The organism is Streptosporangium sp. NBC_01810, from assembly GCF_035917355.1.
GTDB lineage: Bacteria > Actinomycetota > Actinomycetes > Streptosporangiales > Streptosporangiaceae > Streptosporangium.
The window spans coordinates 7,301,995-7,327,418 of sequence record NZ_CP109070.1; the positions used below are offsets into that span (position 1 = coordinate 7,301,995).

Sequence of the window (25,424 nt, forward strand, 5' to 3'; positions counted from 1 at the left end):
CATGACGGGAGGGCGATTCCCCGGCCGGGTGAGCCCGGCCGGGGAATCGCCGAACATGACGACGGGCGAGCGGGAGGGCTCAACCGGGGCGTCCGGCTTCCCCGGAGGGCGAGGATGAGGTGCCAGATCATGGCATGGCCGCCCTGAGGTGTGCGCCTGCCATGAGATATGGGGATAAAGACCTGCATATGCAAAGGTATGGTGATTGTTGTGACGACGTTTCGGATCAGTGAGGCCGCCGCGCTGCTGGGGGTAAGCCCCGACACCGTCCGCCGCTGGGTGGATGCCGGGCGGCTCGCGGCCCGGCGGGACGAGCACGGTCACCGGATGGTGGCGGGCGCGGATCTGGCGGCGTTCGCGCGCGCCCAGATCGAGTCCGAGAACGGCTCGGGGCTCTCCTCGGCGCGGAACCGTTTCCGCGGGATCGTGACCGAGGTGATCAAGGACGCGGTGATGGCCCAGGTGGAGCTCGCCGCTGGTCCTTACCGGGTGGTGTCGTTGATGAGCCGTCAGGCCGCCGACGAGCTGGGCCTGGAGGTGGGGGTGATGGCGGTCGCCGTGATCAAGTCCACCAACGTGGTCGTGGAGATCCCCGACCACGCCCGTACGGCGGGCTGACAGCCCGGTGAGCGGTACGGCGGGCGGTTCCTCCGGTGAGCGGACGGCAGGTGGTTCCTCTGGTGAGCGGACGAACGGCCGATCGGGTGGCGTAGTGGGCGACCCGTCCGGTGGGGTGGCGTAGTGGGCGACCCGTCCGGTGGGGTGGCAGGCCGCCTGCCCTGGGTGCTGGTACTGCCCGCAGTGGTCGGAATGGTCTTCCTGACACTGCCGCTGGCCGGGCTGCTGGTGCGCGCCCCCTGGTCCACGCTGATCGAGAGACTGAGCGAGCCCCATGTGCTGGAGGCGCTGCGCCTGTCGCTGGTGACCGCGACCCTGGCCACGCTGGTATGCCTGCTGCTCGGCGTGCCGCTGGCCTGGCTGCTGGCCCGCGTCGACTTCCCCGGCCGCCGCCTGGTGCGGGCACTGATCACAGTCCCCCTCGTGCTGCCCCCGGTGGTCGGCGGGGTCGCCCTGCTGCTCGTGCTGGGGCGGCGCGGCCTGATCGGCCAGTGGCTGGACACCACCTTCGGCATCACCCTGCCGTTCACCACGGCGGGAGTCGTCGTCGCCGAGACGTTCGTCGCCATGCCGTTCCTGGTCATCAGCGTCGAGGGCGCGCTGCGCGCGGCCGACCTGCGCTTCGAGGAGGCCGCCGCGACGCTGGGAGCCTCTCGCTGGATCATCTTCCGCCGTGTCACACTGCCCCTGATCGCCCCGGGCATCGTCGCCGGAGCCGTGCTGTGCTGGGCCCGCGCGCTCGGTGAGTTCGGTGCCACCATCACCTTCGCCGGCAACTTCCCCGGCCGGACCCAGACCATGCCGCTGGCCGTCTACCTCGCCCTGGAGACCGAACCCGAGGCCGCGATCGTGCTCAGCCTCGTCCTGCTCGCCGTCTCGGTGATCATCCTGGCCGGCCTGCGCGACCGGTGGGTGAGTGCCCCGTGACCCTGAGCGCCCGCCTCGTCGTCACCCGGCCCCGCTTCCACCTGGACATCGAGCTGGAGGTCGCCGCGGGTGAGGTCGTCGCCCTGCTCGGCCCCAACGGCGCGGGCAAGACCACGGCGCTGCGTGCGCTGGCCGGGCTCACCGCGCTGTCCGGCGGGCGGATCAGCCTGGACGGCGAGGCGCTGCACACCCTGGCGGCGGAAAGACGCCCGATCGGCGTGGTCTTCCAGGACTACCTGCTCTTCCCGCACCTGTCGGCACTGGAGAACGTCGCCTTCGGGCCCCGCTGCCGCGGCACCTCCAGAGCGGAGGCGCGGCGCGACGCCGCGGTCTGGCTGGAGCGCGTCGGCCTGGCCGAGCACGCCGCGATGAAACCCCGGCAGCTCTCCGGCGGTCAGGCCCAGCGCGTCGCCCTGGCCCGAGCCCTCGCCGTGGAGCCGCGGCTGCTGCTGATGGACGAGCCGCTGGCGGCCCTGGACGCCCACACCCGCCTGGAGATCCGCTCCCAGCTCCGCCGCCACCTGGCCGACTTCGGCGGCGCGACGGTCCTGGTCACCCACGATCCGCTGGACGCCATGGTGCTCGCCGACCGCCTGGTCGTCATCGAGAACGGCGTCGTCGTGCAGCACGGCACCCCCGCCGAGGTCGCCCGGCGCCCGCGCACCGACTATGTCGCCCGCCTGGTCGGCCTCAACCTCTACCGGGGCACCGCCGCCGGACAGCAGGTCGCCGTCGGAGAGGTGCTCTTCAGCGTCGCCGAGCATCTGGACGGCCCCGCGTTCGTCGCCTTCCCGCCCAGCGCGGTCGCGCTGTATCGGACCCGCCCCGACGGCAGCCCGCGCAACCTCTGGCAGGCCACGATCGAGGGCGTCGAACGGCACGGCGACAGCGTCCGCATCCACCTGGACGGACTGATCGCCGCCGCGGCCGACGTCACCCCCGCCGCCGTCGCCGACCTCGACCTCACCCCCGGGCAGCGGATCTGGGCATCGGTCAAGGCCACCGAGACCCACGTCTACCCGTTCTGACGCCGCGATCGGCGGGCTGCTGCGCGGCGGATCACGCTAGGTGTACTGCCCAGACGGCGCCCCGCGGCGTTGTCGTCGTCACGAGCCGCCCGCCGGCCCGATGCGCCCGTACAGCACGAGGGCCCAGGTGAGGCAGCCGAAGGCGGCGACGCACGCCACGGTGCGGGCGAGATTCCAGCGAACCCACACCGCCTCGAACCGCTCGCGCAACGCCGCGAGGTCCGCGACACCGTCGGGCTCCCCGGCCGCGTCGAGCGCGTTGTTGAGCGGCACGTTGACCCCCATGGTGATGACGAGCACCGTCATGTACAGGACGAGCGCCGCCACGATCCAGGGCAGCACGGGTCGCCCCTCCCGCTGGAGGTGGAGCGCCGCGGCCAGGACGGTCAGCACCGGCGCGCCGCCGAAGCAGACGGCGCGGTGGCCGCTCAGGTCGGGTACGGCAGCTCGTTCGCTCTCAGCGCCGCCTTCAAGCGCGTACGCGGGGTCAGCCCGCAGGAGCACCGTGCCGGGGTGAGGTAGCCGGGGTGAGGTAGCCGGGGTGAGGTAGCCGGGTCCCCGGGCAGGAAGTCCTCAATACAGGTCGCGACCTGGGCGTTCATTCTCGTACCGACCGGGAACGCTAGCCGGTCGAGGGGAACGACATGGAATACAAGGACTTCATTGGGCGCACCGGCCTGACCGTGAGGGAGACCACCGCCGGGGTGCGGGCCGTGCTGACCACACCGCACGAGGTGATCGACGACAAGGTCTTCGATCACGTTCTGGCACAGCTTCCCGGGGAGTTCCAGGAGATGGTGGAGATCACCACCTGACCCGGGGGGCCGGCGGGCGGGGAGCCTGGCGAAAGCGGACAGCCTGGTTCCCCGCCGCGGGCCGGAAATCCCGGAACCGGTGGGTGTTTCCATGCCGGCGGGCATACCTGAATGAGCGGACGTATCCGAAAGAGCGGATATGCCGCCCGGCAGGTGGCAGGTGTTCCTGAGCAGGGCAGCCGGAGAGGAGGAGAGGGCTCATGACAGCGGATCCATCGGTGGGCGCGCTGCCCGCCTCCTCCTTCCCGCCCATCGCCGACTACGCGTTCCTTTCCGACTGCGAGGTCACCGCACTGGTCGCGCCGAGCGGGAACGTCGAATGGCTCTGCCTGCCCAGGATGGACTCCCCCAGCGTCTTCGCCGCCATCCTCGACCGGGGCGCGGGGGGTTTCCGGATCGGCCCCGCGGACCTGAGGGTGCCCGCGGCACGCCGCTACCTGCCCGGCACCATGATCCTGGAGACGAGCTGGGGCACGCCCACCGGCTGGATCATCGTGCGCGACCTGCTGCTCATCGGGCCCTGGCACCACCACGAGGAGCTCTCCCACACGCACAGGAGGGCGCCGACCGACTACGACTCCTCCCACGTGCTCCTGCGCACGGTGCGCTGCGTCAGCGGGGAGGCGCAGATCACCCTCGGCTGCGAGCCGATCTTCGACTACGGCCGCATCCCCGCCCGCTGGTCGTACACCGACAGGGGTTACCACCAGGGCGTCGCGAGGGCGGCGGGGCAGAGCTTGGAGCTCAAGCTCACCACGGACATGCGGCTGGGCTTCGAGGCCGGGCGCGCGACGGCGCGCACCCTCCTCAAGGAGGGGGACACGCGCTTCTGCGCGCTGTCGTGGACCGTGCACGAGCCGCCGTACACCTTCCAGGAGGCCTACGAGCGGCTCGTGTGGACCGCCCACCACTGGCAGCACTGGCTCGCCAGGGGAAACTTCCCCGACCACCACTGGCGGAGTTACCTGGAGCGCAGCGCCCTCACCCTCAAGGGCCTGACCTTCGCCCCGACGGGCGCGCTCATCGCGGCGGCGACCACCTCCCTGCCCGAGACCCCCGGCGGCAACCGCAACTGGGACTACCGCTACGCCTGGATCAGGGACTCGACCCTCGCCCTCTGGGGCCTTTACACGCTGGGCTTCGACTGGGAGGCCGACGACTTCTTCTGGTTCATCGCCGACGTCGCGGAGCGGGACGAGGAGCTCCAGGTCATGTACGGCATCGACGGCGAGCGCGAGCTGAACGAGTACATTCTCGACCACCTTCACGGGTACGAGGGCGCCAGGCCCGTCCGGGTCGGCAACGACGCCTACCGGCACCGCCAGAACGACGTCTGGGGCGCCGTCCTCGGCTCCTTCTACATCCACACCCGATCGCGGGATCGCCTGGACGAGCGGATCTGGCCCATCCTGACGCGACAGGTCGAGTCGGCGGTCAGACACTGGCAGGAGCCCGACCGGGGCATCTGGGAGGTTCGCGGAGAGCCGCAGCACTTCACCTCCTCGAAGGTCATGTGCTGGGTGGCGGTCGACAGGGGCACCCGGCTCGCCTGGCTCAGGGAGGAGTTCGAGCTGGCCACGCGCTGGCAGGCGATCGCCGACGAGATTCACGCCGATGTGTGCGCCAACGGCGTCAGCGAGCGAGGTGTCTTCAGACAGCACTACGACACCGACGCCCTCGACGCGTCGCTCCTGCTCATCCCGCTGGTGCACTTCCTGCCGTCCACCGACCCCCGGGTCCGTGCCACCGTTCTGGCCATCGCCGACGAACTGACGGCCGACGACCTGGTCCTGCGCTACAAGACGGAGCACACGGACGACGGTCTGTCGAGCGAGGAGGGCACCTTCACGATCTGCTCGTTCTGGCTCGTCTCGGCGCTGACGGAGATCGGGGAGTACACCCGGGCCCGCAGGCTGTGCGAGAGGGTCCTCTCCTTCGCCAGCGCTCTCGGACTCTACGCCGAGGAGATCGACCCGGTGACCGGGCGCCACCTCGGTAACTTCCCCCAGGCGTTCACCCATCTGGCGCTCATCAACGCGGTGATCCACATCATCCGCGCGGAGAGAGAGCGGTTCACCCCGACCGCATGGCCGACATCGGAGCGGTTATGACCGCATGCGGACATACGAGAGCACCCGGGTGGCCTGACTAGGCTTTCGGGTATGAATCGTCGGGTGATTGCGATAGTGGTGCTCGTCGGCCTGCTCGCGACGAGCGGTCTGTCGGTGGTGCTGGCCTGGGGACTCGGCGGCTGAGTCCATGGGGCCATCAAGGGACCGAGCCGTCGCGTGCGCCCCCCGACGCAGCGACCGCTCTCTGCGAGGATGTCGCTAGGCGACCACCATCGAGTTCTGGCCCGTGGGCTGCGCGTTCTGCTGAGGGGGGTGGGCGGGCTGCCGCTGCGTGGCGGACTGCTCCGCGGCGGGCTGGGGCTGCTGCTGATCGGTGACCTGCTCGGCGGGGGCCTGCGCGGCGGGGCAGGTGCAATAGCCGTTGGTCACGATCAGGCGACCCCGCTGCGCCGTGTAGGTGCGGGAGTCGGTGGCGAGGAGAACGCCCGTACATTTGTCGCAGACGACGGACTGATGATCCATGGGCCGGCTTCCTTCCTTGAGGGTAGCCGTCGAACGTCTCTCTGTCCGGCCGGCTGGCTGCTCGTGCCCCGCCGGAGAGAGGTGAATCTCCCAATTGGGGTTTCTATCGTACTTCGTAGCGCAGGGCGATCATTGAGCGACCCCAAGTGACAGATGTGCGGCTTGGTGACGCTGCTTCACAACGGTCTCATGTGAAGCGATCCGGCGGGTGGGGAATGTCCCTCTCACATCTCGGTCGATTCTTGGCGTGACCGGGCGACTCGCCACGTCCTTATGACGCGTCGGCTACCCCGAACGGCTTCACCGGAACGCCTCGGGTTCGATGTCTTCCATGGGCGGCTCGACGGGTTTGCGGCCCTCTCCCCGGCGCCAGGCCTCGAAGCCCACGGACGTCCCTGCCACGACCACCACGCCCAGCGCGACCCCGGCGATGACGTCACTGGTCCAGTGGACGCCGAGTGCCACCCGGCTGTAGGCGACGAACACCACGACGACCGCCGCGACGATCCAGGCGACGATCCGGGAGGCCGGACTCCGCAGGAAGGGCAGCAGGATGAGCACGAGGATGCACGCGCCCAGCGCGGCGCCCATCGCGTGGCCGGAAGGGAAGGCGGCACCGGGCGCCGAGGCCACCGGATCGGGCAGGTCGGGCCGGGCGCGGGCGACGATCCCCTTGACCGCGAGGTTCAGCAGGCCGCCGAAGGCGATCGTGGCGACCGCCCAGACGGCCAGGCGCGACGCCCCCCGGTACCAGAGCCAGGCGGCGGTCAGCAGCACCAGCCCACGCCATGTCCAGGGGCCGAAGACCTCGGTCGCCACGTTGAGGAAGGCCGTGTAGTCGGGGTTCTCCAGTGCCTGGGCGTGCAACTGGACGGCGATGCCCTCGTCGAAGCTCCTGAGCGGCGAGGAGGAGGTCTTCACGAGCACGAGCAGGATCACGAACGGCATCGTGAAGATCGCCACTGCCACCACCGCCAGCGTCAGGCGTACGCCCAGGCGCAGGTCAGCAGAGTGATCATCGGGATTCTCGTGAGGTGGAGACTCGCCTTGGACAAATCTGACCATCGTTCATGGCTACCCGATTCCCGGTGAATATTGTTCCATTCCAGGTAAAGCATCAGGCAGCGGGCCGGGATTCGCGCCGGATGGTCCAGCGCAGGACGTCGCAGTGCCGCCGCTCGGCCTCGGCGAGTGCCGCGTCGTCCGTGTAGGCGTCGAGGACGGCCCGTAGCTGCGGCATCTGCGCCGCGACGTCGTCCCACGCCTGGGGCGGGTCATCGAGGCCGAGCTCGATCAGCGCGTCCAGGTGTGCGGCGTAGGCGGTCCACCACTGCCGGCTCAGCTCGGCCAGGAACCCGCCGAGCCCGTCGAACTCGCGCTGGATCTCCTCCTCCCACCAGAGGGGGACTGTGACGGCACCGGTGTCCGCGAGGTCGCGGAGCACGATGTGCGCCAGGGTGCGCCGCCGCCGGGCGACGGCCGAACGTGACAGGGCGTTCATGTGTCCACCCTGCCGATCTCTGTTTGCCGAACGCTTAACGATGTGTTGACGGCGATATGCGGCCTTGAATCCGGCGGATGCCCGCTGATCGGGAACTCCGGAGGCATGGTCGGCGCGAGCCTTACCCCGTAGGGGCACTAACCTGATCGGTGATGTACAGACTCGTCTTCTCGCAGGTCCTCAGCCGCCTCGACGCGGAGGACGCGCACCATCTGACGGTGCGCGCGCTCCGTGTCCTCTCGGTCACGCCCGTGGTCAGGGGGCTGCTCCACCGCGGCCTCGCGCCGCGCGATCCCGCACTGCGCGTACAGGCCTTCGGCGTGCACTTCCCCGGGCCGTTCGGGCTGGCGGCCGGTTTCGACAAGGACGCCGGCTGCGTGGAGGCCCTGTCCGCGCTCGGCTTCAGCCACGTCGAGGTCGGCACGATCACCGCCCACGCGCAGCCGGGCAACGCCAGGCCCCGGCTGTTCCGCCTCGTGGGAAACAGGGCGATCATCAACCGGATGGGCTTCAACAACGCCGGTGCCTCCGCGGCGGCCCGGCGGCTGAGCAGGCCCAGAGGTGTTCCGGCGATCGTCGGCGTCAACATCGGCAAGACCAAGGTCGTGCCCGAGTCGGGAGCCGTCGACGACTACGTGACCAGCGCCAGAAAGCTCGCCCCGCTGGCCGACTACCTGGTCGTCAACGTCAGCTCGCCCAACACCCCCGGGCTGCGCGACCTCCAGGCCGTGGAGCTGCTGAGCCCGCTGCTGCGGGCGGTGAAGGAGGTCGCCGACGCCACGCCCAAGCGCACCCCGCTGCTGGTCAAGATAGCTCCCGACCTGGCGGACGCCGATGTGGACGCGGTGGCCGACCTGGCCCTGGAGCTCGGGCTCGACGGCATCATCGCCACCAACACCACGATCAGCCGGCAGGCGCTGACCGGCGCCGAACGTGACCGGGGCCAGGAGAGCGGCGGCCTGTCCGGCCGGCCGCTGAAGGCGAGGTCCCTGGAGGTGCTGCGCAGGCTGCGCGCGAGGGTGGGCGACCGCCTGGTGCTCGTCTCCGCCGGCGGAGTGGAGGACGTGGACGACGTCTGGGAGCGCCTGCTCGCCGGGGCCACGCTCGTCCAGGGCTACAGTGCGCTGATCTACGAGGGGCCCTTCTGGGCGCATCGCATCAACCGCGAGCTCGCCCGCCGGCTACGCCGCCACGGCGTGGTGGACCTCCGCCAGATAATCGGCCGAACCGCGGCCTGATCCGGTTCCGGCGCGACCCGGCCCGTCGTCCCGGCGGCGCGCGGGACGGGCTGCGGTATACCCTGGGTGGGTAATCTTGGACATTGGAGGCACGATGAGCGTGATCACATACACCGTCACCGGCATGACCTGTGGCCACTGCGTGAGCTCGGTCAAGGAGGAGGTCGGCGAGGTCTCCGGCGTCACCGGTGTCGACGTCGACCTCGAGACGGGCAGGGTCGACGTCTCCGGTGACCCCCTCGACGACGCGGCCGTACGCGCCGCCATCAAGGAAGCCGGCTACGAGGTGGCCGGCTGAGGCCCTGATCGCCCCTCTCCGGCGGTCCGGGGCGGTCAGGGCCTCCCGCCCCGGACCGTCGGCGGGGGAGCCCCTGACCGCCGGGCCTGTGGCGCCGGTTCGAAGGCCGCGACGTCCGACACGGTGATCGTGTCGCCGATCGCCAGGGGCTCCAGCTCGGACGCGGCCTCGGCGTAGTCGAAGTACAGCGGGAAGACCGAGGTCTGCACCACGTCGTGCCCGGCCGCGGCGGCGCGCCTGGCCACTCCGGGGCCGCGCCAGGGCATCACGATCGTGTCGGGCCTGAGCATGCCGCTGACGAACGCCTCGTCCCACACCACGGCCCGGCTGCCGCGCGTCGCCAGCACGTCCGCCAGCCGGCGCAGGAACCAGGCGTGCAGGTCGGCGAGGCTCCCCAGGCCCAGCTCCGTCTGGAAGGCGACGATCTCGGGGGAGGCGGCCCAGTCGTCGAGCACGCATTCGTCCCCGCCGACATGGACGTACGGGGTGTCGCCCAGCGCCGCCAGGATCTCGTCGAACACGTCGGTCAGGAAGTCGACGGTGCCGGGCAGCGGGGACAGGATCGCGGGGGAGATGCCCCAGCGCTCCAGCACCCGGAAGGGCTCGGGCCGCCGGCCACCGGTGGCACGGGCGTCCAGCTCGGGGTAGGCGGCGAGGATCGCCGAGGCGTGTCCCGGCACGTCGATCTCGGGCACGACGGTCACGGCGCGGGCCCGTGCGTAGGCGCCGATCTCGGCGAGGTCGTCCAGCGTGTAGTAGCCGCCGTGCGGCACGTCGTCGAAGGCGAGGTCCTCCCGGTAGTAGCCGGTGGCCGTGCGCGGGCGGTGCGAGCCCACCTCGTGCAGCCGCGGGTGCCTGCGGCTCTCGACCCGCCAGCCCTGATCGTCCACCAGGTGCAGGTGGAGGCGGTTCAGCTTGTGCGCCGCCATGAGATCGACCATCCTGAGCACCTCGCGCTTGGGCATGAAGTGCCGTGCCACGTCCAGGTGCACCCCGCGCCAGGAGAACCAGGGCGTGTCCCGTATCCGGCCGAGGGGGACGCTCAGCCCGTCCCCGCCACCGTGCGGAACGCCGCGGCGGGGAGCAGCTGCCGGAGCGTCTGGCCCGCGTAGAAGGCCCCGGCGCGATCTCCTGCCGCGATCCGCACGCCCTGGGCCGTCACGTCCAGGGTGTACGACTCGGCACCGAGCGACGCGTCGGGTTCCACCTTGATCACACCTGCCTCGCCGGGGCGCGGGTCGAGCACGGCGAGTGCGAGCCGTACCGCGTCGACCAGATCGGCGGGGCCGAAGACGCCGACCCCGGGGGAGAGCCCAAGGAAGCCGTCCACGGGTGTGTACGCGGCAGGAAGCGGCAGGAGGTCAGTCATGGTCTGAATCATGCCAAGCTCATCGGCCGATAGGCCTTTACTCTGCCGACCCGGAGCATGAGGCCAAGAACCGCCCAAGTCCAGCGAGGGAGAGCCGGGGGAGATCTTCCAGGTGGACATGCTGCTGCTCATGTTCCAAACGTCCTGGCACGCGGTCCGCACGCCGCTGACGACCCTGATGGCGACACTGCTGGTCGCCGGATGCGGCGCCACCGCCGAACTCCCCGCGGAGCCGCCCTCGCCCACCCCCTCGGTGTCGGCGTCCGCGGTGCGGAGCGCCAAGGCGGCGGGCGCCACCGCGGCCGAGAACGCCAAGACCGGCGACCCCGACTGGCGAGTGCGTCACCGCGGTGCCGAGCACGAGATCGAGGGCTTCGCCGACCGGGCGAGCGTGCCGCCGGGAGAAGGCTTCCGGCTGTACGTCTCGACCACCGCCGACCGCTACACCGTCAGGGTCTTCCGCATGGGCTGGTACGGCGGAGCCGGAGCCAGGCAGGTCTGGCGGGCGAGCGGGCTGCCCGGCATGAGACAGGTCCCGGCCAGGACGATCGCCGCCACCCGCACGGTGACCGCCGCCCACTGGAAGCCCGGCCCCGAGGTGGACACCTCCGGCTGGCCCGAGGGCTCCTACCTGATCAGGCTGGACGCCGCCACCGGAGGCGGCCGCTACGTGCCCCTCACCGTCAGGTCCACCTCCACCAGGGGACGCCTGGTCGTCGTCAACGCGGTCACCACCTGGCAGGCGTACAACGACTGGGGTGGCCGCAGCCTCTACCGGGGGCCCGGCGGTTTCGAGGACAGGTCCCGCGCGGTCAGCTTCGACCGTCCCTACGACACATCGGGAGCCCGGCTCTTCCTGGACATGGAACGCGACGCCGTCGAGGTCGCCGAGCACAGCGGTGTCCCGCTCGCCTACGTCACGAGCGCGGACCTCGACCGCGACCCCCACCTCCTCGACGGGGCAAGGGGCCTGGTCTCCCTGGGCCACGACGAGTACTGGTCGGCGCGCATGCGCCGCACCGTCGAGGCGGCCCGTGACCACGGCACCAACCTCGCCTTCCTCGGCGCCAACGCCGTCTACTGGCGGATCCGCTTCGCCGCGACGCCGCTGGGCCACCGCCGCCTGGTCGTCTGCCACAAGGACGCCGCCGAGGACGCCCACACGGTCCTGTGGCGCGCGAGCGGCAGGCCGGAGAGTTCGCTGACCGGGCCGATGTACGACTGCTTCCCCTCCGAGTCCGCCTACGTGGTCCGGAGTCCCGACAACTGGATCTTCAAGGGGACCGGGGTGCGGCGCGGCACCACCTTCCCCGGCATGGTGGGGGTGGAGACCGACCGGGTCGGTACCGGCGTGCCCCGCCCGATGGAGGTCCTGTCCGTCTCCCCGGTCGACTGCGGCGGACGCCCCACGGTCGCGCACAGCGCCTACTACACGGTGCCGAGCGGCGCCGCCGTGTTCTCCTCGGGCACGATGCGCTGGGTGTGCGCGATGCGGGGAGCCCGCTGCGGCCACGGCGTCACGGAACGGGCCGCCTCCTTCGTCCGCAGGGTCACCGGGAACATCCTGCGGGCCTTCGCGGCCGGCCCGGCCGCGCGCCGCCACCCGGCCGAGGACAACCTCAGGTCCCTGGGCCTGGCCGGTCCGGCGAGAGGCTGAGCGGGCCGTCAGTGGGTCAGGTACTGCTGCAGCCCGTTGGCCAGGGAGAGCGCGATCTTCTGCCGGAACGCCGGCTGCTGGAACCTGGCCGCCTCGGTCGGGTTCTTCATGTTGCCGCACTCGACGAGGACCTTGGGGACCGTGGAGAGGTTCAGTCCGCCGATGTCGTTGCGGTAGTCGAGGGCGTCCTTGCCGATGTAGGTGGAGTACGGCAGGCCGGTGCCGCTCCTCATGGCGTCGCGTACGTCGAAGCCGAGCCTCTCGGAGGCCTTGACCACCGGGTCGACCGGACCGCCGATCCTCTTCGGGATGATCACGTGGAAGCCGTGGTTGGCGGGGCCCGCCCCGTCGGCGTGAATCGAGATCGCCACGTTCGCCCTGGCCTTGTTGCCGATCGCGGCCCGCTGGGTGATGCAGGGGCCGACGCCGGTGTTGTCCTGGCGGGTCAGCACCACCTTCGCGCCCCGGTTCTTGAGGATCTTGTCCAGGCGCTGGGAGACGTCCCAGGTGAAGGCGGCCTCGCTGTAGCCGTTCGCGGTGGCGGTGCCCGTGGTGTCGCAGGCCTTCCGCTTGGTCAGCACGTCGACCTGCTTGTTGATCTCCGCGGGGTGGCGGTAGTTCTGCCCGTTGTGGCCGGGGTCGATGACCACGACCTTGCCGCTCAGCGGTTTTCCAACCGGCGTGGGACTCGCCGCGGAAGCGCTCGCCGCACCGGTCGCGGAGCCGGCCGGGGTGGCGGCCGTGCCGCCGGTCACGGGGTGGGCGGCCGTGGCGGCCACCGGAGGGACCCCCACGCGATCTCGCGCGAGGTCCGCCGTGGTGCCGCCACAGGCGGCGGCGCCCAGGCCGCACAGGACAAGGGCCGTCGCGAGTGCTCTGCCGGTCACGCTCATCGCCCCCTAGTGAGTCGTCAACCACCCAACTTACGCCGCGCGACGACATGACTTGGTCATTGTCGCGATATGTGCCCGCCTGTTACCGGGAGTGAGAGCCTGTCACCAGGCGTGCTCGCCGACCTCCTGCTTCTGCAGGAGCGAGGCGAGTTCCCTGGCGTCCTCGGCGTCCAGCCCGAGGACCACGCGCGGCCGCCCCCACGGGTGGTCGATCGAATGAGCCACGTAACTGGCCACGGACTCGGCTCCGGCATCCCCGCTGCGGCCCCGGGCGGCCCGCCAGTGCGCCCACGCCCGCTCAAGCTCGGCGGCGGCTCGCTGGGCGCATGACACCAGTTCCGGATCACGCATTGTTACCCCCCTCGTCTCGGCCAGAGTCAACACCGGCGGCGCGCCGTCGTTCGCGATGTTGACCTGCTTTTGGGGAGTTCATGGAGCCTGCCTGGGCGTGCTGTAACGCTCCAGGCAGGCTCTTTAGCGCTCGATGGGGCTCGTGCTGTGCCGTACGACCAGCTGCGGCGCGACCTGGCGCAGGCGCGAGGCCTTGCCGGGGTCGCCGATCCGGTCGTGCAGCAGCGCGGCGGCGGAACGGCCCATGGCACGGCGGGGCTGGTCCACGGTGGTCAGCGAGATCGGCTGGGTCCCGGCGCGGTGGATGTTGTCGTACCCGACCACCGACAGGTCCTCGGGAACCCGCAGTCCCAGTTCGGCGGCCGCGGAGAGCACGCCCATGGCCACCAGGTCGTTGGCGGCGAAGATCGCTGTGGGCCGGGGGTCGCGGGTGAGCAGGCTGTGTGCGGCCCGCGCGCCGCCCTCCTCACCGGAGGCGCCCTCCTCGACCATGATGTACGGCGCCAGGGAGTGCCTGCGCATCGCGACCAGGTAGCCCTCGCAGCGGAAGCGCCCGGAGGAGATGCCCGAGGCCTCTATGTGGGCGATTCGGCGGTGGCCGAGCTCCACGAGGTGGTCGACGGCCAGACGGGCGCCGAGTTGGTCGTCGTCGACGACGATGTCCACGCCGCCGAGATCGATGTCGCGCTCGCCCACCACGACCGTGGACGTGTAGCCGGTGGCCTCGATGAGCGTCCCGCTGGTGGGCGCGATGCCGAGCAGGACGAGCCCGTCGACGCGCAGTTCGAGGAACGCCTCGACCGCCTCGTCCTCGAAGGCGGGGTCCCACTGGCTGTTGCCGATGAGGAGCCTCAGCCCGTCGCCGTGCAGGCTCTCCTGCAGGCCGTCCAGGAACTCGGCGTAGAACGGGTTGTGCAGGTCGGCGACGAGCGCCCCGACCAGGTGGGTACGGCCCTCGACGAGGCTGCGCGCGACCGCGTTGGGCCGGTAGCCGAGGTCTCTGGCCGCCTGGAGCACGGCCTGCCTGCGATGCTCGCTGACGTGTGGCGATCCGCGCAGGACGAGCGAGACCAGTGATTTGGAGACACCGGCCCGTTCGGCGACATTGCGGATCGTGGGTCTCGGGCGTGGTCCGCACCCGTCGGATAAGACGGGCTCGGCGAACCCGCGGGCTCGGGTGAATGTGGTGTTGACCGGCGGTCCTGACATGGCTCTCCCCCGCAATGGTGGATGGGCACCTGTCACTCAAAACGATCGAGTTCCGAATGGGGTACGGCCTCCGGGGTAGGGAACTCCGATCTTGACCTCGCCGCCGTGCGTATCGACTCCGATAGTCTTCACGGTGTGGGCTCGACATCCGGAGCCGCCGAACAGGTGAAACCTGCGGCGGGTGACGCGCGACCGGCGCGTCGCAGGCTCAGCGTGGACCGGCGCCGTGAGGAGCTCATGGCCGCGGCCCTGGAGTTGTTCAGCAGGCGAGACGCGGAGGACGTGTCGATCGATGACGTGGCCTCCGCGGCCGGCGCGTCGCGGGCCCTGGTCTACCACTACTTCGGTGGCAAGCAGGAGCTTTATGTCGCCGCGCTGAAAAGCGCCGCCGCGCAGCTGGAGGCAAGGCTCAAGCCCCATGGGGGCGGCCGCCCGCTGGACGAGCTGGCGGGAGGGCTCACCCGGTACTTCGACTTCGTCGAGGAGCACGCGGCGGGTTTCGCCGCACTGCTCAGGGGCGGTCCCGCCAACCGCAGCGGCGACATCGGGGAGATCGTCGACTCGGTCAGGAACCGGCTGTTCAGGCTGATCATGAGGCAGATGCGGGTCGAGGAGCCCGGCCCCGTACTCCGCATCACGCTGCGTTCGTGGATCGCCTCCGTCGAGACCGCGGGCCTCGACTGGCTGGAGCACCGCGACATCGAGCGGCCGGCTCTGGAGCGCATGCTGGTCGACCACATGGTGGCGCTGTTCGGCGTGGCGGCCAAGCACGACTCGCAGGTCGGCGAGTTGCTGGACGATCTGGTCCGGGACCGGTCGGGCTGACCCGAGGTCCAAAGGAGCTGCCGGGCATGTGCTGGGGCGGCGCCGGGCGGGCGACGCCGCTCCCCATAAACCTGTGTGGCCTACGCGCTCACAGGGTGAGCGCGCACCAATCCCCCTAGGTCAGTGACGGCCCCCGTCTTACTCTGAGCGCTGCTGCGGAATCCCCGCGAGCAGCGCGCGAACCTCGGTCTCCCGGTACCGGCGGTGTCCACCCAGGGTGCGGATGGACGTCAACTTGCCCGCCTTCGCCCACCGGGTCACGGTCTTGGGATCGACGCGGAACATGGTTGCGACCTCCGCCGGGGTGAGCAGCGGCTCTGCCTCGGGTGTACGAGCTGACATTTGTGCGGCCTCTCCTCCATGTGGACCGGCGACAGCGATCCTGCGACTTGACGCTTGTCACGGATGTCCGCCTATGGCCATTGCGTGCGGCAGTTTGGGCCATATACGGCATCACCCGATGTGACCATACAGCCACGTAGAGCGATTGGCGAGTCTTTGAGTGACTCATCTCTCTTGTGCACGTGTTGTTGTCACGCTCGGTGATTCTAGCGACACGTTTCGTGGTATCGCAGTGAAAACGGCAAACTACTCAGTTCGTAGGTGCATCCCCGGTCATCGACGGACCTACTTACGCAGGTCGAAGGGATGATTTGCGAGTCAGTTTGCTGATTCGAGAAGTTGTATTGATCGCCAGCGGAGGATGACGCGCTGGTACATGGCGAACGCCAGTTCTTCCTCGCCTTTTTCCAGACCTGTCAGTGCCGCCGCGAGCTCCGCCACGGACTCGTCGGCCTGGAGCCTCTCGTCGTCCATGAGGTTGACGATGCCGCCGTAGTCGAGCTCGACCAGCGAATGCGGGTGGAACTCCTCCAGCCAGCGCGCCACGTCCTCGACCTCGGCGGTGACCGAGACCTCGCCGACCTGCCTTCTGATGATCTGCAGGGCGCGGGCACTGCGGCGCCTGGCATGGGCCATGGAGGTGACGTAGATCAGGTTGCGCGTGGTGGTCGTGCCCCCCTGGCCCCCGTTGCCGTCGATCACCAGCCAGCGCTCGTTGCCGTCGAAGGGGACGAACCACGAGGTCGGAACGTGCCAGGTGGAGCCACGGATGTGGGTGCGCAGCGCGGCCGAGTCGCTGCGACGCTTGAACCGGTCGAAGTCGTCGACGGTCTGCTCCGCGACGGCGGGTGGGACGAACCGCTCCATCAGCTTGGGCGGGGTCGCCCCGCGAAAGCGCGAGAAGGCCAGCCACGACCTCAGCCTGCTCTGCCATGGGCAGACGTACAGGACCTCCTCCACGCGCCTCAGATAGGCGTTGGGGCTCTCCTGGACGGGTGCCGGGGCCGGTGGGATCCCCAGGAGGCGTCGCACCGCCTCGCCGTGTTCGGCGTGCAGGGCGCCGGCTCGGCGCGGTCGGTCGGCAGCCTCGGCGTAGGCGGCCCACGAGGCGCGCTCCGCAGGGGTGAACGCGACCAGTGGCTCGTAGACGCGGAGGTACGCGGCGTAGGGCAGCACGTTCCGCATCGTGTCACGAAGGACCGGCCGCTGTCCGTACGGGACCGGCTTTCGTGGCCTCCGTCTCGGCGACCGAGGCGACTCCTCCGCCCCCGGGGCCTCTCGCCTTCCTCGGCCGAGGCGGGCGACGGCCGATCCCTGATCGTCGCGGGAACCGTGACGGCGGGCGACAGACCTGCGAGGCAGGCCCGGCAGCCCACTCGTCGACCATGATGGGGCCTTCGCGTGAGTCGTCCCTTCGCGGGTCTGTGGTTACGCTGAAGGCGATCTCCGCCGCGACGGAGCGGCGGGAACGGACGACTGGGAGTCACCACAGTGACCGACGTCTTCGGGCCGTCCCACAAGGACACCGGCCCGGTAATCGGACAGACCCGGCACGAGCAGGTCGTTTTCTGCTCCGACGAGCGCAGTGGCCTGCGCGCCATCATCGCCATCCACAACACGGCCCTGGGCCCGGGCCTGGGCGGCACCAGGTTCTACCCCTACGAGAGCGAGCAGGCCGCGCTGGCGGATGTGCTCAATCTCTCCCGGGCGATGTCCTACAAGAACGCCCTGGCGGGACTCGACCTCGGTGGCGGCAAGGCCGTCATCATCGGCGACCCGGCGAAGGACAGGAGCGAGGCGCTGCTGCGCGCCTACGGCCGGTTCGTCCAGTCACTCGGAGGCCGCTACTACACCGCGTGTGACGTCGGCACCAACAGCGAGGACATGGACATCGTGGCCCGCGAGAGCTCCTACGTGACCGGCCGCACGCCGGCCAACGGCGGAGCCGGGGACTCGTCGATCCTGACCGCCCACGGCGTCTTCCAGGGCATGCGCGCCGCCGCCGAGCACACCTACGGCACGCCGACGCTGCGCGGCAGGCGTGTCGGCGTCGAGGGCGTGGGCAAGGTCGGCCACCGCCTGGTCGGCCACCTGGTCGAGGACGGCGCCGAGGTCGTGGTCTGCGACGTGAGCGAGCAGGCCGTGGAGCGGCTGCTGCGGCGCTACCCGAGGGTGGAGGTCGTCGCCGACCGGCTGGAGCTCACCGGATCCGACATCGACGTCTACGCGCCGTGCTCCCTCGGCGGGGCGCTGGCCGACGAGACGGTGGCCCGCCTGCGCGCCACGATCGTCTGCGGCGGGGCGAACAACCAGCTGGCCCATCCCGGGGTGGAGAAGCAGCTCGCCGACCGGGGAATCCTCTACGCGCCCGACTACGTGGTCAACTCCGGCGGTGTCATCCAGGTCGCGGACGAGATCCGCGGGTTCAACATGGACCGGGCGCGGGCAAAGGCCACCCAGATCTACGACACGACTCTTAAGATCTTCTCCAGCGCGGCGGAGGACGGCGTCCCTCCGGCCGTCGCAGCCGATAGGCTGGCCGAGCGAAGAATGTCGGAAGTCGGGCGAATTAGGGGCATTTGGCTGGGCCACTAGCCCTACACGCCCATACGACGTACCGAGCCGGGCGTAAAACGGGTACGGTTGTAGGCGAACGAGAGCTGGCGCCTCAAGTCAGGTGGCGTCAGTGCGTGGTGCGTTAGCGACGAGGGGTCGGGCACGACCCCACACGAGGGGGTCGAGCCAATGGGGCGCGGCCGAGCAAAGGCCAAGCAGGTCAAGGTTGCTCGCCAGCTGAAGTACAACAGCGGTGGCACTGATCTTGAGCGTCTTCGCGACGAGCTCGGAGTCAGAGATGACTCCAACCACAACGACGACTCCAACGACGCCTACGACGAGCTGGCGGATCGGTACGCCGATTACGCCGATGACTTCGGCTCCAAGGATGACCGCGACGACGGGACATCCGGGCGCCGCTAGGCGGGTTTCGGTTTGACGGTGAGCGGGGCACCCGGTGGTGAGCACAGAGCCACCGGGTGTTCTTCTCGCTGGGAGTCGACAATATGCGGCGCTCCGGTGGTCCGGGGCGCTTTTCGTCGTACTCGACTCACACCGGCCCTTCCCTGCCCCGGGCGGGGGCGGGGAAGGGCCCGAGGGTCATCGGAAACGTGCCTGCCCAGAGCCCTCGACGATCTCGCCCAGCACCCAGGCCGGAAGGTTCCGCTCAGCGAGCAGCGCCAGGGCGGGCTGCACGGCCTCCGCGGCGACGACCGCGGCCATGCCCACGCCCAGGTTGAACGTGCGGTCCATGTCGGCCTGGGCCACCCCGCCGTGTCCGGCGAGCACCTCGAAGACGGCGGGCGGGGTCCATGACGAGCGGTCGAGCAGCGCGTCCAGCCCGTCGGGCAGCGATCGGGACAGGTTGCTCGCCAGGCCGCCACCCGTGATGTGCGCGTACGCGTGGACGTCGACCTTGCGGGCCAGCTCCAGGCAGTCGAGCGAGTAGATCCTGGTCGGCTCCAGCAACTCCTCGCCCAGCGTCCGGCCCAGCTCGGGCAGCTCGGCCTCCAGCGACAGCCCGGCCCGGTCGATGATGTGCCGGACCAGCGAGTAGCCGTTGGAGTGCACGCCCGAGGAGGCCAGCGCGAGGACCACGTCGCCCTCGCGCACCCTGTCCCGGCCGAGCATCCGGTCGGCCTCCACCACGCCGGTGGCGGCGCCCGCGAGGTCGTACTCGTCGGCGCCCATGGCCCCGGGGTGCTCGGCGGTCTCCCCGCCGATGAGGGCGCAGCCCGCCAGGCGGCAGCCCTCGGCGACGCCACCCACGATCTCGGCGATCCGCTCGGGAACGACCTTGCCGCAGGCGATGTAGTCGGTCATGAACAGCGGTTCGGCACCGCAGACCACCAGGTCGTCCACGACCATGCCGACCAGGTCGAGGCCGATCGTGTCGTGCTTGCCCAGCCGCTGGGCCAGCATGACCTTGGTGCCGACGCCGTCGGTCGACGTGGTGAGCAGCGGCCGCCGGTACGACAGCAGGGCCGAGGCGTCGAAGAGGCCGGCGAAGCCGCTGGCGTCGTCCACGACCTCGGGCCGCCGTGCCCGCGCGACCTTCGACCTCATCAGCTCGACGGCGCGCTCACCCGCGTCGATGTCCACTCCTGCGGCCGCGTAGCTGGTCATGGGGCCTCTCTCGTCGGCCGGGCGGTCTGGCCGCCTGACCTGCTCAATGCTTGGCCTCCAGCACGTATTTGCCCACATTGTCCTGGTCGATCGGAATCGGGTAGTTACCGTCGAAGCAGGCGCGGCAGAGCCGGTCGGCGGGGATCGTGGTGGCCTTGGTCAGGCCCTCCAGCGAGATGTATCCGAGCGAGTCGGCGCCGAGCGAGGCGCGGATCTCCTCCACGCTGAGCGAACCGGCGATCAGCTCGGCCCGGGTGGCGAAGTCGATGCCGTAGAAGCACGGCCAGCTGACCGGCGGGGAGGAGATCCGGACGTGCACCTCCCTGGCACCCGCCTCGCGCAGCATCTTGACGATCGCCCGCTGGGTGTTGCCCCGGACGATCGAGTCGTCCACGACGACCAGGCGCTTGCCCGCGACGACCTCCTTCAGCGGGTTGAGCTTCAGGCGGATGCCCAGCTGACGGATCGTCTGGGACGGCTGGATGAAGGTCCGGCCCACATAGGAGTTCTTGACCAGGCCCTGGCCGTACGGGATCCCGCTCGCCTCGGCGTAGCCGACGGCGGCGGGGGTGCCCGACTCGGGCGTGGGGATGACCAGGTCGGCCTCGACCGGGTGCTCACGGGCCAGCATGCGGCCGATCTCGACGCGCGTGGTCTGCACGCCGCGCCCGGCGATCGTGGTGTCGGGGCGGGCCAGGTAGACGTACTCGAACAGGCAGCCCTTGGGTTCGGCGAGCGCGAACTTTCGCGAGCGCACGCCGCGCTCGTCGATGGTGATCAGCTCGCCCGGCTCGATCTCGCGGACGAACGTGGCGCCCACGATGTCCAGTGCCGCGGTCTCGGAGGCGACCACCCAGCCGCGCTCCAGGCGCCCCAGGACCAGCGGGCGGACGCCCTGGGGGTCACGGGCCGCGTAAAGGGTCCTCTCGTCCATGAAGACGAGCGAGTAGGCGCCCCTGACCTGCGGAAGAAGCTCGGCGGCCGCGTCGTCGATGGGCTGGCTGCGGTCCTGGGCCAGCAGCGACGTCAGCACCTCGGTGTCGGTGGTCGCCCGGGTGGAACCCGGGGCCAGACGCCTGGCCAGCACCGGGGTGTTGATCAGGTTTCCGTTGTGGGCGAGGGCCAGCCCGCCGCCCTCGGTCGAGCTCAGCGTCGGCTGCGCGTTCTCCCAGACGCTCGATCCGGTCGTCGAGTAGCGGCAGTGACCGATCGCCAGGTGGCCGCGGAGGGTTCCGAGCACGGACTCGTCGAAGACCTGGGACACCAGCCCCATGTCCTTGTAGACGAGGATCCTGCTGCCCTCGCTGACCGCGATGCCCGCGGACTCCTGACCGCGGTGCTGCAGCGCGTACAGCCCGTAGTAGGTGAGTTTGGAGACTTCCTCCCCAGGAGCCCAGACCCCGAAGACGCCACATGCGTCCTTCGGAGGCCGGTCGTGGGGGTCAAGGTCATGGCTCAGATGGCCGTCGCCCTTCAACACATGCTTCATTCTAGGTCGGCTTCTTCCCTGCTCGCACCTAGGGTCCGTTCCGTGGCATGTCGCACCCTGACCGAACAATCATCGGTATTTTGCCGTGTCGGCCTGTTTCGTCGGCGGGTGACAGGGGAGTGTGAGATATCCGGCATGCCCAAGCGTCGGGAGAGTAGACGTGACAACACCTGTGGACCCGAACCAGCCCGACCCGCGGCAGGAGCCGGATCCCGAGTCGCCCGTACCCGATCCCAGTGAGGCGCCGACCTGGCCGCCGTCCCCCGTTCCCGGGGAACCGAGGGTGCCGCCGCATCCGGACACGCCGGTCGCGCCAGAGGTCCCTCAGCCCGACCAGGCCGGTGATCCGGACGCCCCGAGGGGGGACGAGACACCCGAGAAACCGGAGTCCGGTGGGCGGGAGGGGGGAGTTCCCTCGCCGGAGGAACGGCCGCCCCACCCCGTGCCCGGTGCCACGCCCGCCGCGTATCCCGGCTGGGAGGGCGCCTCGGAGGCTCCGGGCGGTCCTGACCACCCCGGCCCCGCCCAGCCCTCGCGCTACGAACCGCCTGAGCCCTCCGAGGAACCCGCGGCCCAGCCTCGGCCCACCGAGCCCGCCGCCGGTGGTTTCCAGGCGGATCGGCCGCCCGCTCCCGGAACTCCCCAGCAGGGCTATTCGGGCCGGCACGGCTACGGGGAACAACCGAGATACGGGGAGGCCCAGCAGGCCGGGCAGCCCTACGGAGGTCCCGGCCCGCAGACGCCGTCCGCGGCGGGCCCTTACCAGCCGGCTCAGGGCGCGGCGGGCCCTTACCAGCCGGCTCAGGGCGCGGCAGGCCCCTACCCGCCGCCTGGCGCGCCCGCCTATCCAGGCGCCGCGCCCTACCCGGCGTCTCCGGGTGAGGGGCGCAGGCAGGGTGACGGGCTCGGTACCGCCGCGCTCGTGCTCGGGATCGTGGCCATCGTGTCGCTCATCGCCTGCGGCCTCGGCGTGCTGGTGGCGATCGTCGGTCTGGTCGTCGGCATCATCGCACTCGCCAAGAAGTCCGGCCCGGGCCGGGCCTGGGCGGGCATAGCGCTGAGCGTCCTCACTCTGATCATCGCCGCGGTCTTCCTGAGCTGGCTTTACAGCAAGGTCGGCGACTGCGCCAACCTGCCACCGGAGCTCCAGCAGCGCTGCATCGAGGACAGGTTCGGCGTCCGGCTCCGGCCCGCCCCTTGACGATCCCGCCACGCGCCTGGGAACGGCGGGAGCTATCGCAGCGGCAGATGGTCCGACAGGTCGGCGCGGGCTCCGCTCGCGGCGACCTTGCCGGTGGCCATCGCCGCAGGCCAGGTCAGCCGGCCGGTAGCCAGATCCAGCCAGGTGCGCGCGTCGGTCTCCACCACGTTGGGCGGGGTGCCACGGGTGTGACGGGGACCCTCCACGCACTGCACCGCCGCGTAGGGCGGGACCCGGACCTCGACGGTCCGGCCGGGAGCGGCCGTCGCCAGCGCGTCCAGCAGGTGCCGTACGGCGAAGCGGGTGATCTCCCGTTCCGGGCGGATCTCGCGCTCGAAGGCTCGCAGCACCACGCTCACGCAGGCGTCCAGCAGCGCCGTGACTCCGGTAGGACCGTCGTAGAGCGGCTCGTCGAGGGCGCTCAGCTGGGTGTCGAGGGCGGCGTGAACCTTGGCGGCGTCGGGCTTGTAAGGTGGCACGCCCTCCATGATGCCCGCCGGAGCGGCCCGTCCCGACGACAGGACGCCTCTGAGCTGCTCGATCCCGGTGACACCGGGCAACGGTTCATTGCCTGGGCAAATGCCGTTCACCTCCGGTTTGGCTGGCGCACGTAGCGTCCGGGCCGTACGATCCCGCCCCCTTTTTTGGAGGATCCTGTGGCGAACATGTCGCCGCGCCGCCCGCTGCCCCTGCTCATGAGCCCTCACAAGGGGGGCCGCAGCGCGCTCACCTGCCGGTTTCGTTGCGGTGACCAGTGCGCCCACGATGTGATGAACACCAGTGACAACACCTACTTCGGCGACGTGGTCGCCGAGGCGATGACCCGGCGCGGGATGCTGCGCGCGGGTGCCCTGGGCGCCATCGTCGCCGGGGTGGGGATCGGTACGGTGCTCCCGGCCGTCGCCGCCCCGGAGCCGGAGGCGAAGACCTTCGGATCCGGCGGGGGCCACGGCCATGGGAACGGTCAGCAGGGTGGCCTGCGCTTCGCCGCCGTCGCGCCGAACACCGACGACAGGGTGACGGTCCCCGCGGGCTACCTGTCGGCGGTCGTGGTGCGCTGGGGTGACCCGGTGCTGCCGGGCGCCCCGGCGTTCGACTTCGAGAGGCAGACGGCCGCCGCGCAGGCCAGGCAGTTCGGCTACAACTGCGACTACGTGACGCTCTTCCCGCTGGGACAGCGGCGCGGCCTGCTCTGGGTCAACCACGAGTACACCGACGAGAACCTGATGTTCCGCGGTTACACGGACGGCACCTCCGCGACGGAGGAGCAGATCAGGATCGCGATGGCCGCGCACGGCGGCTCGGTGGTCGAGGTCGAGCGGGTGGGCGCGTCCGGCCAGTGGAAGCTGGTCACCCGGGGCCCCCGCCGCTACAACCGTCGCATCACGGTGCACACCCGTATGAGGTTCACCGGCCCGGCGGCCGGCAGCGACCTGCTGAAGACCGCGGCCGACCCGAGGGGCACCACGCCGGTCGGCATGCTGAACAACTGCGCGGGCGGCACCACGCCGTGGGGCACGGTGCTCAGTGGCGAGGAGAACTTCAACCAGTACTTCGTCAACGGCAACGGTGTGCCCGAGGCGCAGAAGCCCTACCTCACCCGGTACGGGGTGAGCGCCACGACGGGCATCCCGAATGGAAACCGCAGGTTCGACCGGGTCGAGGACCGTTTCGACCTGGCGAAACACCCGAACGAGATCAACCGTACCGGGTGGATCGTGGAGATCGACCCGTTCGATCCGGACTCCACCCCGATCAAGCGCACCGCCCTGGGCAGGATGGCCCACGAGGGCGCCACCACCTCCCTGGCCGCCGACGGCCGGGTGGTGGCCTACATGGGGGACGACTCCCGGTTCGAGTACGTCTACAAGTTCGTCTCCAGGAAGCGCTACATTCCCGGCTTCGACCGGAACAACCGGGACCTGCTGGACGACGGCACGCTGTACGTGGCCAGATTCACCGGGAACAGCCCCGCCACGGAGATCGACGGCACCGGCAAGCTCCCGGCCGACGGGCGGTTCGACGGCTCGGGCGAGTGGATCCCGCTGGTCACCGGTGACGTCTCGCACGTACCGGGGATGACGGCCGCGGAGGTGCTCGTCTACACGCGGGTGGCGGCCGACAAGGTGGGGGCGACCAAGATGGACCGCCCCGAGGACGTGGAGCGCAACCCCGTCACCGGTGGCGTCTACGTGGCGCTGACCAACAACACCAACCGGACTCCTGCCCAGGTGGACGAGACCAACCCGCGCCCGGCCAACAAGCACGGTCACGTCCTGGAGATCGTCGAGCGGCGCGACGACGCCGGGGCCACCACCTTCGCCTGGTCCCTGCCGCTGGTCTGCGGTGACCCGAACGACCCCGCGACCTACTTCGCCGGGTTCGACAAGACCATGGTCTCGCCGATCTCCTGCCCGGACAACGTCGCCTTCGACGCCGACGGCAATCTCTGGATCTCCACGGACGGCAACCAGCTCGGTGCCCACGACGGCCTGTTCGTCATGCCGGTCCGCGGTCCCGAACGCGGCTACCTGAAGCAGTTCCTGAGCATGCCGGTCGGCGCGGAGACCTGCGGCCCGCTGGTCAGCGCGGACCAGCGCAGCGTATTCGTGGCCGTGCAGCACCCCGGCGAGACCAACGGTGCCACCCCCGAGGCTCCCAGCAGCCACTGGCCGGACGGCGGCACCTCCCAGCCCCGCCCGTCCGTGGTGGTCGCCTGGCACGCGAGGGGCGGCAAGATCGGCTCCTGACCGCCGTCTGTGCTTCCGGGGGGAGGCACGGGGTCCTGTCCCGGCGGCTCCGGTGAGAGCCACCGGGACAGGACCCGGCATTGCCCGGGGAACCGGTCCCCCGGGAAGCCGGCGATACCGGGTCGCCGGTGGGGCGT

General features: G+C 70.4%; 27 protein-coding genes and 1 pseudogene. 14 read left to right on the plus strand and 14 right to left on the minus strand.

The genetic code is table 11. The features are described 5' to 3' along the window. Positions 1-210: 210 nt before the first annotated feature. The 3 genes from OIE13_RS33030 (at position 211) to OIE13_RS33040 (ending at position 2,573) form a co-directional block, all read left to right on the plus strand. Entirely contained in the window at positions 211-618 is a 408-nt protein-coding gene (locus OIE13_RS33030; protein WP_326645646.1) for a TOBE domain-containing protein, read from the plus strand. A gap of 192 nt (positions 619-810) precedes the next feature. Beyond that, positions 811-1,545: an ABC transporter permease gene (locus OIE13_RS33035; RefSeq protein WP_326646922.1), complete on the plus strand. Its 735-nt coding sequence runs from the start codon at positions 811-813 to the stop codon at positions 1,543-1,545. After that, entirely contained in the window at positions 1,542-2,573 is a 1,032-nt protein-coding gene (locus OIE13_RS33040; RefSeq protein WP_326645645.1) for an ABC transporter ATP-binding protein, read from the plus strand. The genes OIE13_RS33035 and OIE13_RS33040 overlap by 4 nt, the downstream gene beginning before the upstream one ends. Positions 2,574-2,651: 78 nt before the next feature. Here OIE13_RS33040 and OIE13_RS33045 read toward each other — a convergent pair whose 3' ends face one another. Continuing rightward, complete coding sequence (locus OIE13_RS33045) at positions 2,652-3,005, minus strand: anthrone oxygenase family protein (RefSeq protein ID WP_442811725.1); 354 nt, start codon at positions 3,003-3,005, stop codon at positions 2,652-2,654. Between OIE13_RS33045 and OIE13_RS33050 the strand changes: the two are divergent. From OIE13_RS33050 to OIE13_RS33060, 3 genes and pseudogenes are all read left to right on the plus strand, one after another. Then, a pseudogene (locus OIE13_RS33050) lies at positions 2,988-3,095 on the plus strand (AraC family transcriptional regulator); the annotation flags it as partial. The gene OIE13_RS33045 and the pseudogene OIE13_RS33050 sit on opposite strands and share 18 nt — an antisense overlap. A 122-nt stretch (positions 3,096-3,217) precedes the next feature. After that, positions 3,218-3,388: a hypothetical protein gene (locus tag OIE13_RS33055; protein ID WP_326645643.1), complete on the plus strand. Its 171-nt coding sequence runs from the start codon at positions 3,218-3,220 to the stop codon at positions 3,386-3,388. A 200-nt stretch (positions 3,389-3,588) separates the two neighbouring features. Beyond that, entirely contained in the window at positions 3,589-5,499 is a 1,911-nt protein-coding gene (locus OIE13_RS33060) for a glycoside hydrolase family 15 protein (RefSeq protein ID WP_326645642.1), read from the plus strand. 219 nt (positions 5,500-5,718) lie between these two features. Here the strand turns inward: OIE13_RS33060 and OIE13_RS33065 are convergent, their stop codons facing one another. The 3 genes from OIE13_RS33065 to OIE13_RS33075 all read right to left on the minus strand — a co-directional run bounded on the left by OIE13_RS33065 (position 5,719) and on the right by OIE13_RS33075 (position 7,483). Further along, complete coding sequence (locus OIE13_RS33065; RefSeq protein WP_326645640.1) at positions 5,719-5,982, minus strand: hypothetical protein; 264 nt, start codon at positions 5,980-5,982, stop codon at positions 5,719-5,721. A gap of 300 nt (positions 5,983-6,282) precedes the next feature. Then, positions 6,283-7,047, minus strand: coding sequence for a phosphatase PAP2 family protein (locus OIE13_RS33070; protein WP_326645638.1), 765 nt, complete (start codon positions 7,045-7,047; stop codon positions 6,283-6,285). A 52-nt stretch (positions 7,048-7,099) separates the two neighbouring features. Further along, positions 7,100-7,483 (minus strand): hypothetical protein, encoded by a 384-nt coding sequence (locus tag OIE13_RS33075; protein ID WP_326645636.1) that lies wholly within the window; start codon positions 7,481-7,483, stop codon positions 7,100-7,102. Positions 7,484-7,635: 152 nt separating this feature from the next. Between OIE13_RS33075 and OIE13_RS33080 the strand changes: the two genes are divergently transcribed. Then, entirely contained in the window at positions 7,636-8,721 is a 1,086-nt protein-coding gene (locus OIE13_RS33080; protein WP_326645633.1) for a quinone-dependent dihydroorotate dehydrogenase, read from the plus strand. Positions 8,722-8,815: 94 nt separating this feature from the next. Then, positions 8,816-9,019 carry a heavy-metal-associated domain-containing protein gene (locus OIE13_RS33085; RefSeq protein WP_326645632.1) on the plus strand — a complete coding sequence of 68 codons (204 nt, stop codon included), beginning with the start codon at positions 8,816-8,818 and terminating at the stop codon, positions 9,017-9,019. A gap of 35 nt (positions 9,020-9,054) precedes the next feature. Here the strand turns inward: OIE13_RS33085 and OIE13_RS33090 are convergent, their stop codons facing one another. Together OIE13_RS33090 and OIE13_RS33095 are read right to left on the minus strand one after the other, a co-directional pair. Then, positions 9,055-9,999 carry a beta-N-acetylhexosaminidase gene (locus tag OIE13_RS33090; RefSeq protein ID WP_326829194.1) on the minus strand — a complete coding sequence of 315 codons (945 nt, stop codon included), beginning with the start codon at positions 9,997-9,999 and terminating at the stop codon, positions 9,055-9,057. Between the two features lie 62 nt (positions 10,000-10,061). Next, positions 10,062-10,388, minus strand: a complete 327-nt coding sequence (locus OIE13_RS33095; protein ID WP_326645629.1) for a glycoside hydrolase family 20 zincin-like fold domain-containing protein — start codon at positions 10,386-10,388, stop codon at positions 10,062-10,064. A gap of 118 nt (positions 10,389-10,506) precedes the next feature. Here OIE13_RS33095 and OIE13_RS33100 point away from each other — a divergent pair, with 118 nt between their 5' ends. Continuing rightward, entirely contained in the window at positions 10,507-12,045 is a 1,539-nt protein-coding gene (locus OIE13_RS33100; protein ID WP_326646921.1) for a N,N-dimethylformamidase beta subunit family domain-containing protein, read from the plus strand. Between the two features lie 8 nt (positions 12,046-12,053). Here the strand turns inward: OIE13_RS33100 and OIE13_RS33105 are convergent, their stop codons facing one another. From OIE13_RS33105 to OIE13_RS33115, 3 genes are all read right to left on the minus strand, one after another. Beyond that, positions 12,054-12,932: an N-acetylmuramoyl-L-alanine amidase gene (locus OIE13_RS33105; protein ID WP_326645627.1), complete on the minus strand. Its 879-nt coding sequence runs from the start codon at positions 12,930-12,932 to the stop codon at positions 12,054-12,056. 108 nt (positions 12,933-13,040) lie between these two features. Further along, positions 13,041-13,289, minus strand: coding sequence for a hypothetical protein (locus OIE13_RS33110; protein WP_030917491.1), 249 nt, complete (start codon positions 13,287-13,289; stop codon positions 13,041-13,043). 123 nt (positions 13,290-13,412) lie between these two features. After that, the gene (locus OIE13_RS33115) at positions 13,413-14,498 is read right to left on the minus strand and encodes a LacI family DNA-binding transcriptional regulator (RefSeq protein ID WP_326645625.1); all 1,086 of its coding nucleotides are present in this window, start codon (positions 14,496-14,498) and stop codon (positions 13,413-13,415) included. Between the two features lie 135 nt (positions 14,499-14,633). Here OIE13_RS33115 and OIE13_RS33120 point away from each other — a divergent pair, with 135 nt between their 5' ends. Beyond that, positions 14,634-15,323: a TetR/AcrR family transcriptional regulator gene (locus OIE13_RS33120; protein ID WP_326645622.1), complete on the plus strand. Its 690-nt coding sequence runs from the start codon at positions 14,634-14,636 to the stop codon at positions 15,321-15,323. A gap of 138 nt (positions 15,324-15,461) precedes the next feature. Here OIE13_RS33120 and bldC read toward each other — a convergent pair whose 3' ends face one another. Together bldC and OIE13_RS33130 are read right to left on the minus strand one after the other, a co-directional pair. Further along, positions 15,462-15,665 carry a developmental transcriptional regulator BldC gene (gene bldC, locus OIE13_RS33125; protein ID WP_013133571.1) on the minus strand — a complete coding sequence of 68 codons (204 nt, stop codon included), beginning with the start codon at positions 15,663-15,665 and terminating at the stop codon, positions 15,462-15,464. A gap of 318 nt (positions 15,666-15,983) precedes the next feature. Then, positions 15,984-16,841 (minus strand): hypothetical protein, encoded by an 858-nt coding sequence (locus tag OIE13_RS33130; protein WP_326646920.1) that lies wholly within the window; start codon positions 16,839-16,841, stop codon positions 15,984-15,986. 315 nt (positions 16,842-17,156) lie between these two features. Between OIE13_RS33130 and OIE13_RS33135 the strand changes: the two genes are divergently transcribed. Then, on the plus strand, positions 17,157-18,260 hold the full coding sequence (locus tag OIE13_RS33135; RefSeq protein WP_326645621.1) for a Leu/Phe/Val dehydrogenase: 1,104 nt from the start codon (positions 17,157-17,159) through the stop codon (positions 18,258-18,260). Positions 18,261-18,410: 150 nt separating this feature from the next. Continuing rightward, positions 18,411-18,644: a DUF3073 domain-containing protein gene (locus OIE13_RS33140; protein WP_030917477.1), complete on the plus strand. Its 234-nt coding sequence runs from the start codon at positions 18,411-18,413 to the stop codon at positions 18,642-18,644. Positions 18,645-18,821: 177 nt separating this feature from the next. On the opposite strand, the gene purM is transcribed toward OIE13_RS33140, so the two are convergent. Both purM and purF read right to left on the minus strand, forming a co-directional pair. After that, positions 18,822-19,847 carry a phosphoribosylformylglycinamidine cyclo-ligase gene (gene purM / locus OIE13_RS33145; RefSeq protein WP_326645620.1) on the minus strand — a complete coding sequence of 342 codons (1,026 nt, stop codon included), beginning with the start codon at positions 19,845-19,847 and terminating at the stop codon, positions 18,822-18,824. A 43-nt stretch (positions 19,848-19,890) separates the two neighbouring features. Beyond that, positions 19,891-21,336 (minus strand): amidophosphoribosyltransferase, encoded by a 1,446-nt coding sequence (gene purF, locus OIE13_RS33150; RefSeq protein ID WP_326645619.1) that lies wholly within the window; start codon positions 21,334-21,336, stop codon positions 19,891-19,893. A 160-nt stretch (positions 21,337-21,496) separates the two neighbouring features. Between purF and OIE13_RS33155 the strand changes: the two genes are divergently transcribed. Then, on the plus strand, positions 21,497-22,537 hold the full coding sequence (locus OIE13_RS33155; RefSeq protein ID WP_326829195.1) for a hypothetical protein: 1,041 nt from the start codon (positions 21,497-21,499) through the stop codon (positions 22,535-22,537). A 32-nt stretch (positions 22,538-22,569) separates the two neighbouring features. Here the strand turns inward: OIE13_RS33155 and OIE13_RS33160 are convergent, their stop codons facing one another. Next, positions 22,570-23,025 (minus strand): sterol carrier family protein, encoded by a 456-nt coding sequence (locus tag OIE13_RS33160; RefSeq protein WP_326646919.1) that lies wholly within the window; start codon positions 23,023-23,025, stop codon positions 22,570-22,572. A 168-nt stretch (positions 23,026-23,193) separates the two neighbouring features. Between OIE13_RS33160 and OIE13_RS33165 the strand changes: the two genes are divergently transcribed. After that, entirely contained in the window at positions 23,194-25,287 is a 2,094-nt protein-coding gene (locus tag OIE13_RS33165) for a PhoX family protein (RefSeq protein WP_442816027.1), read from the plus strand. Positions 25,288-25,424 lie beyond the last annotated feature (137 nt).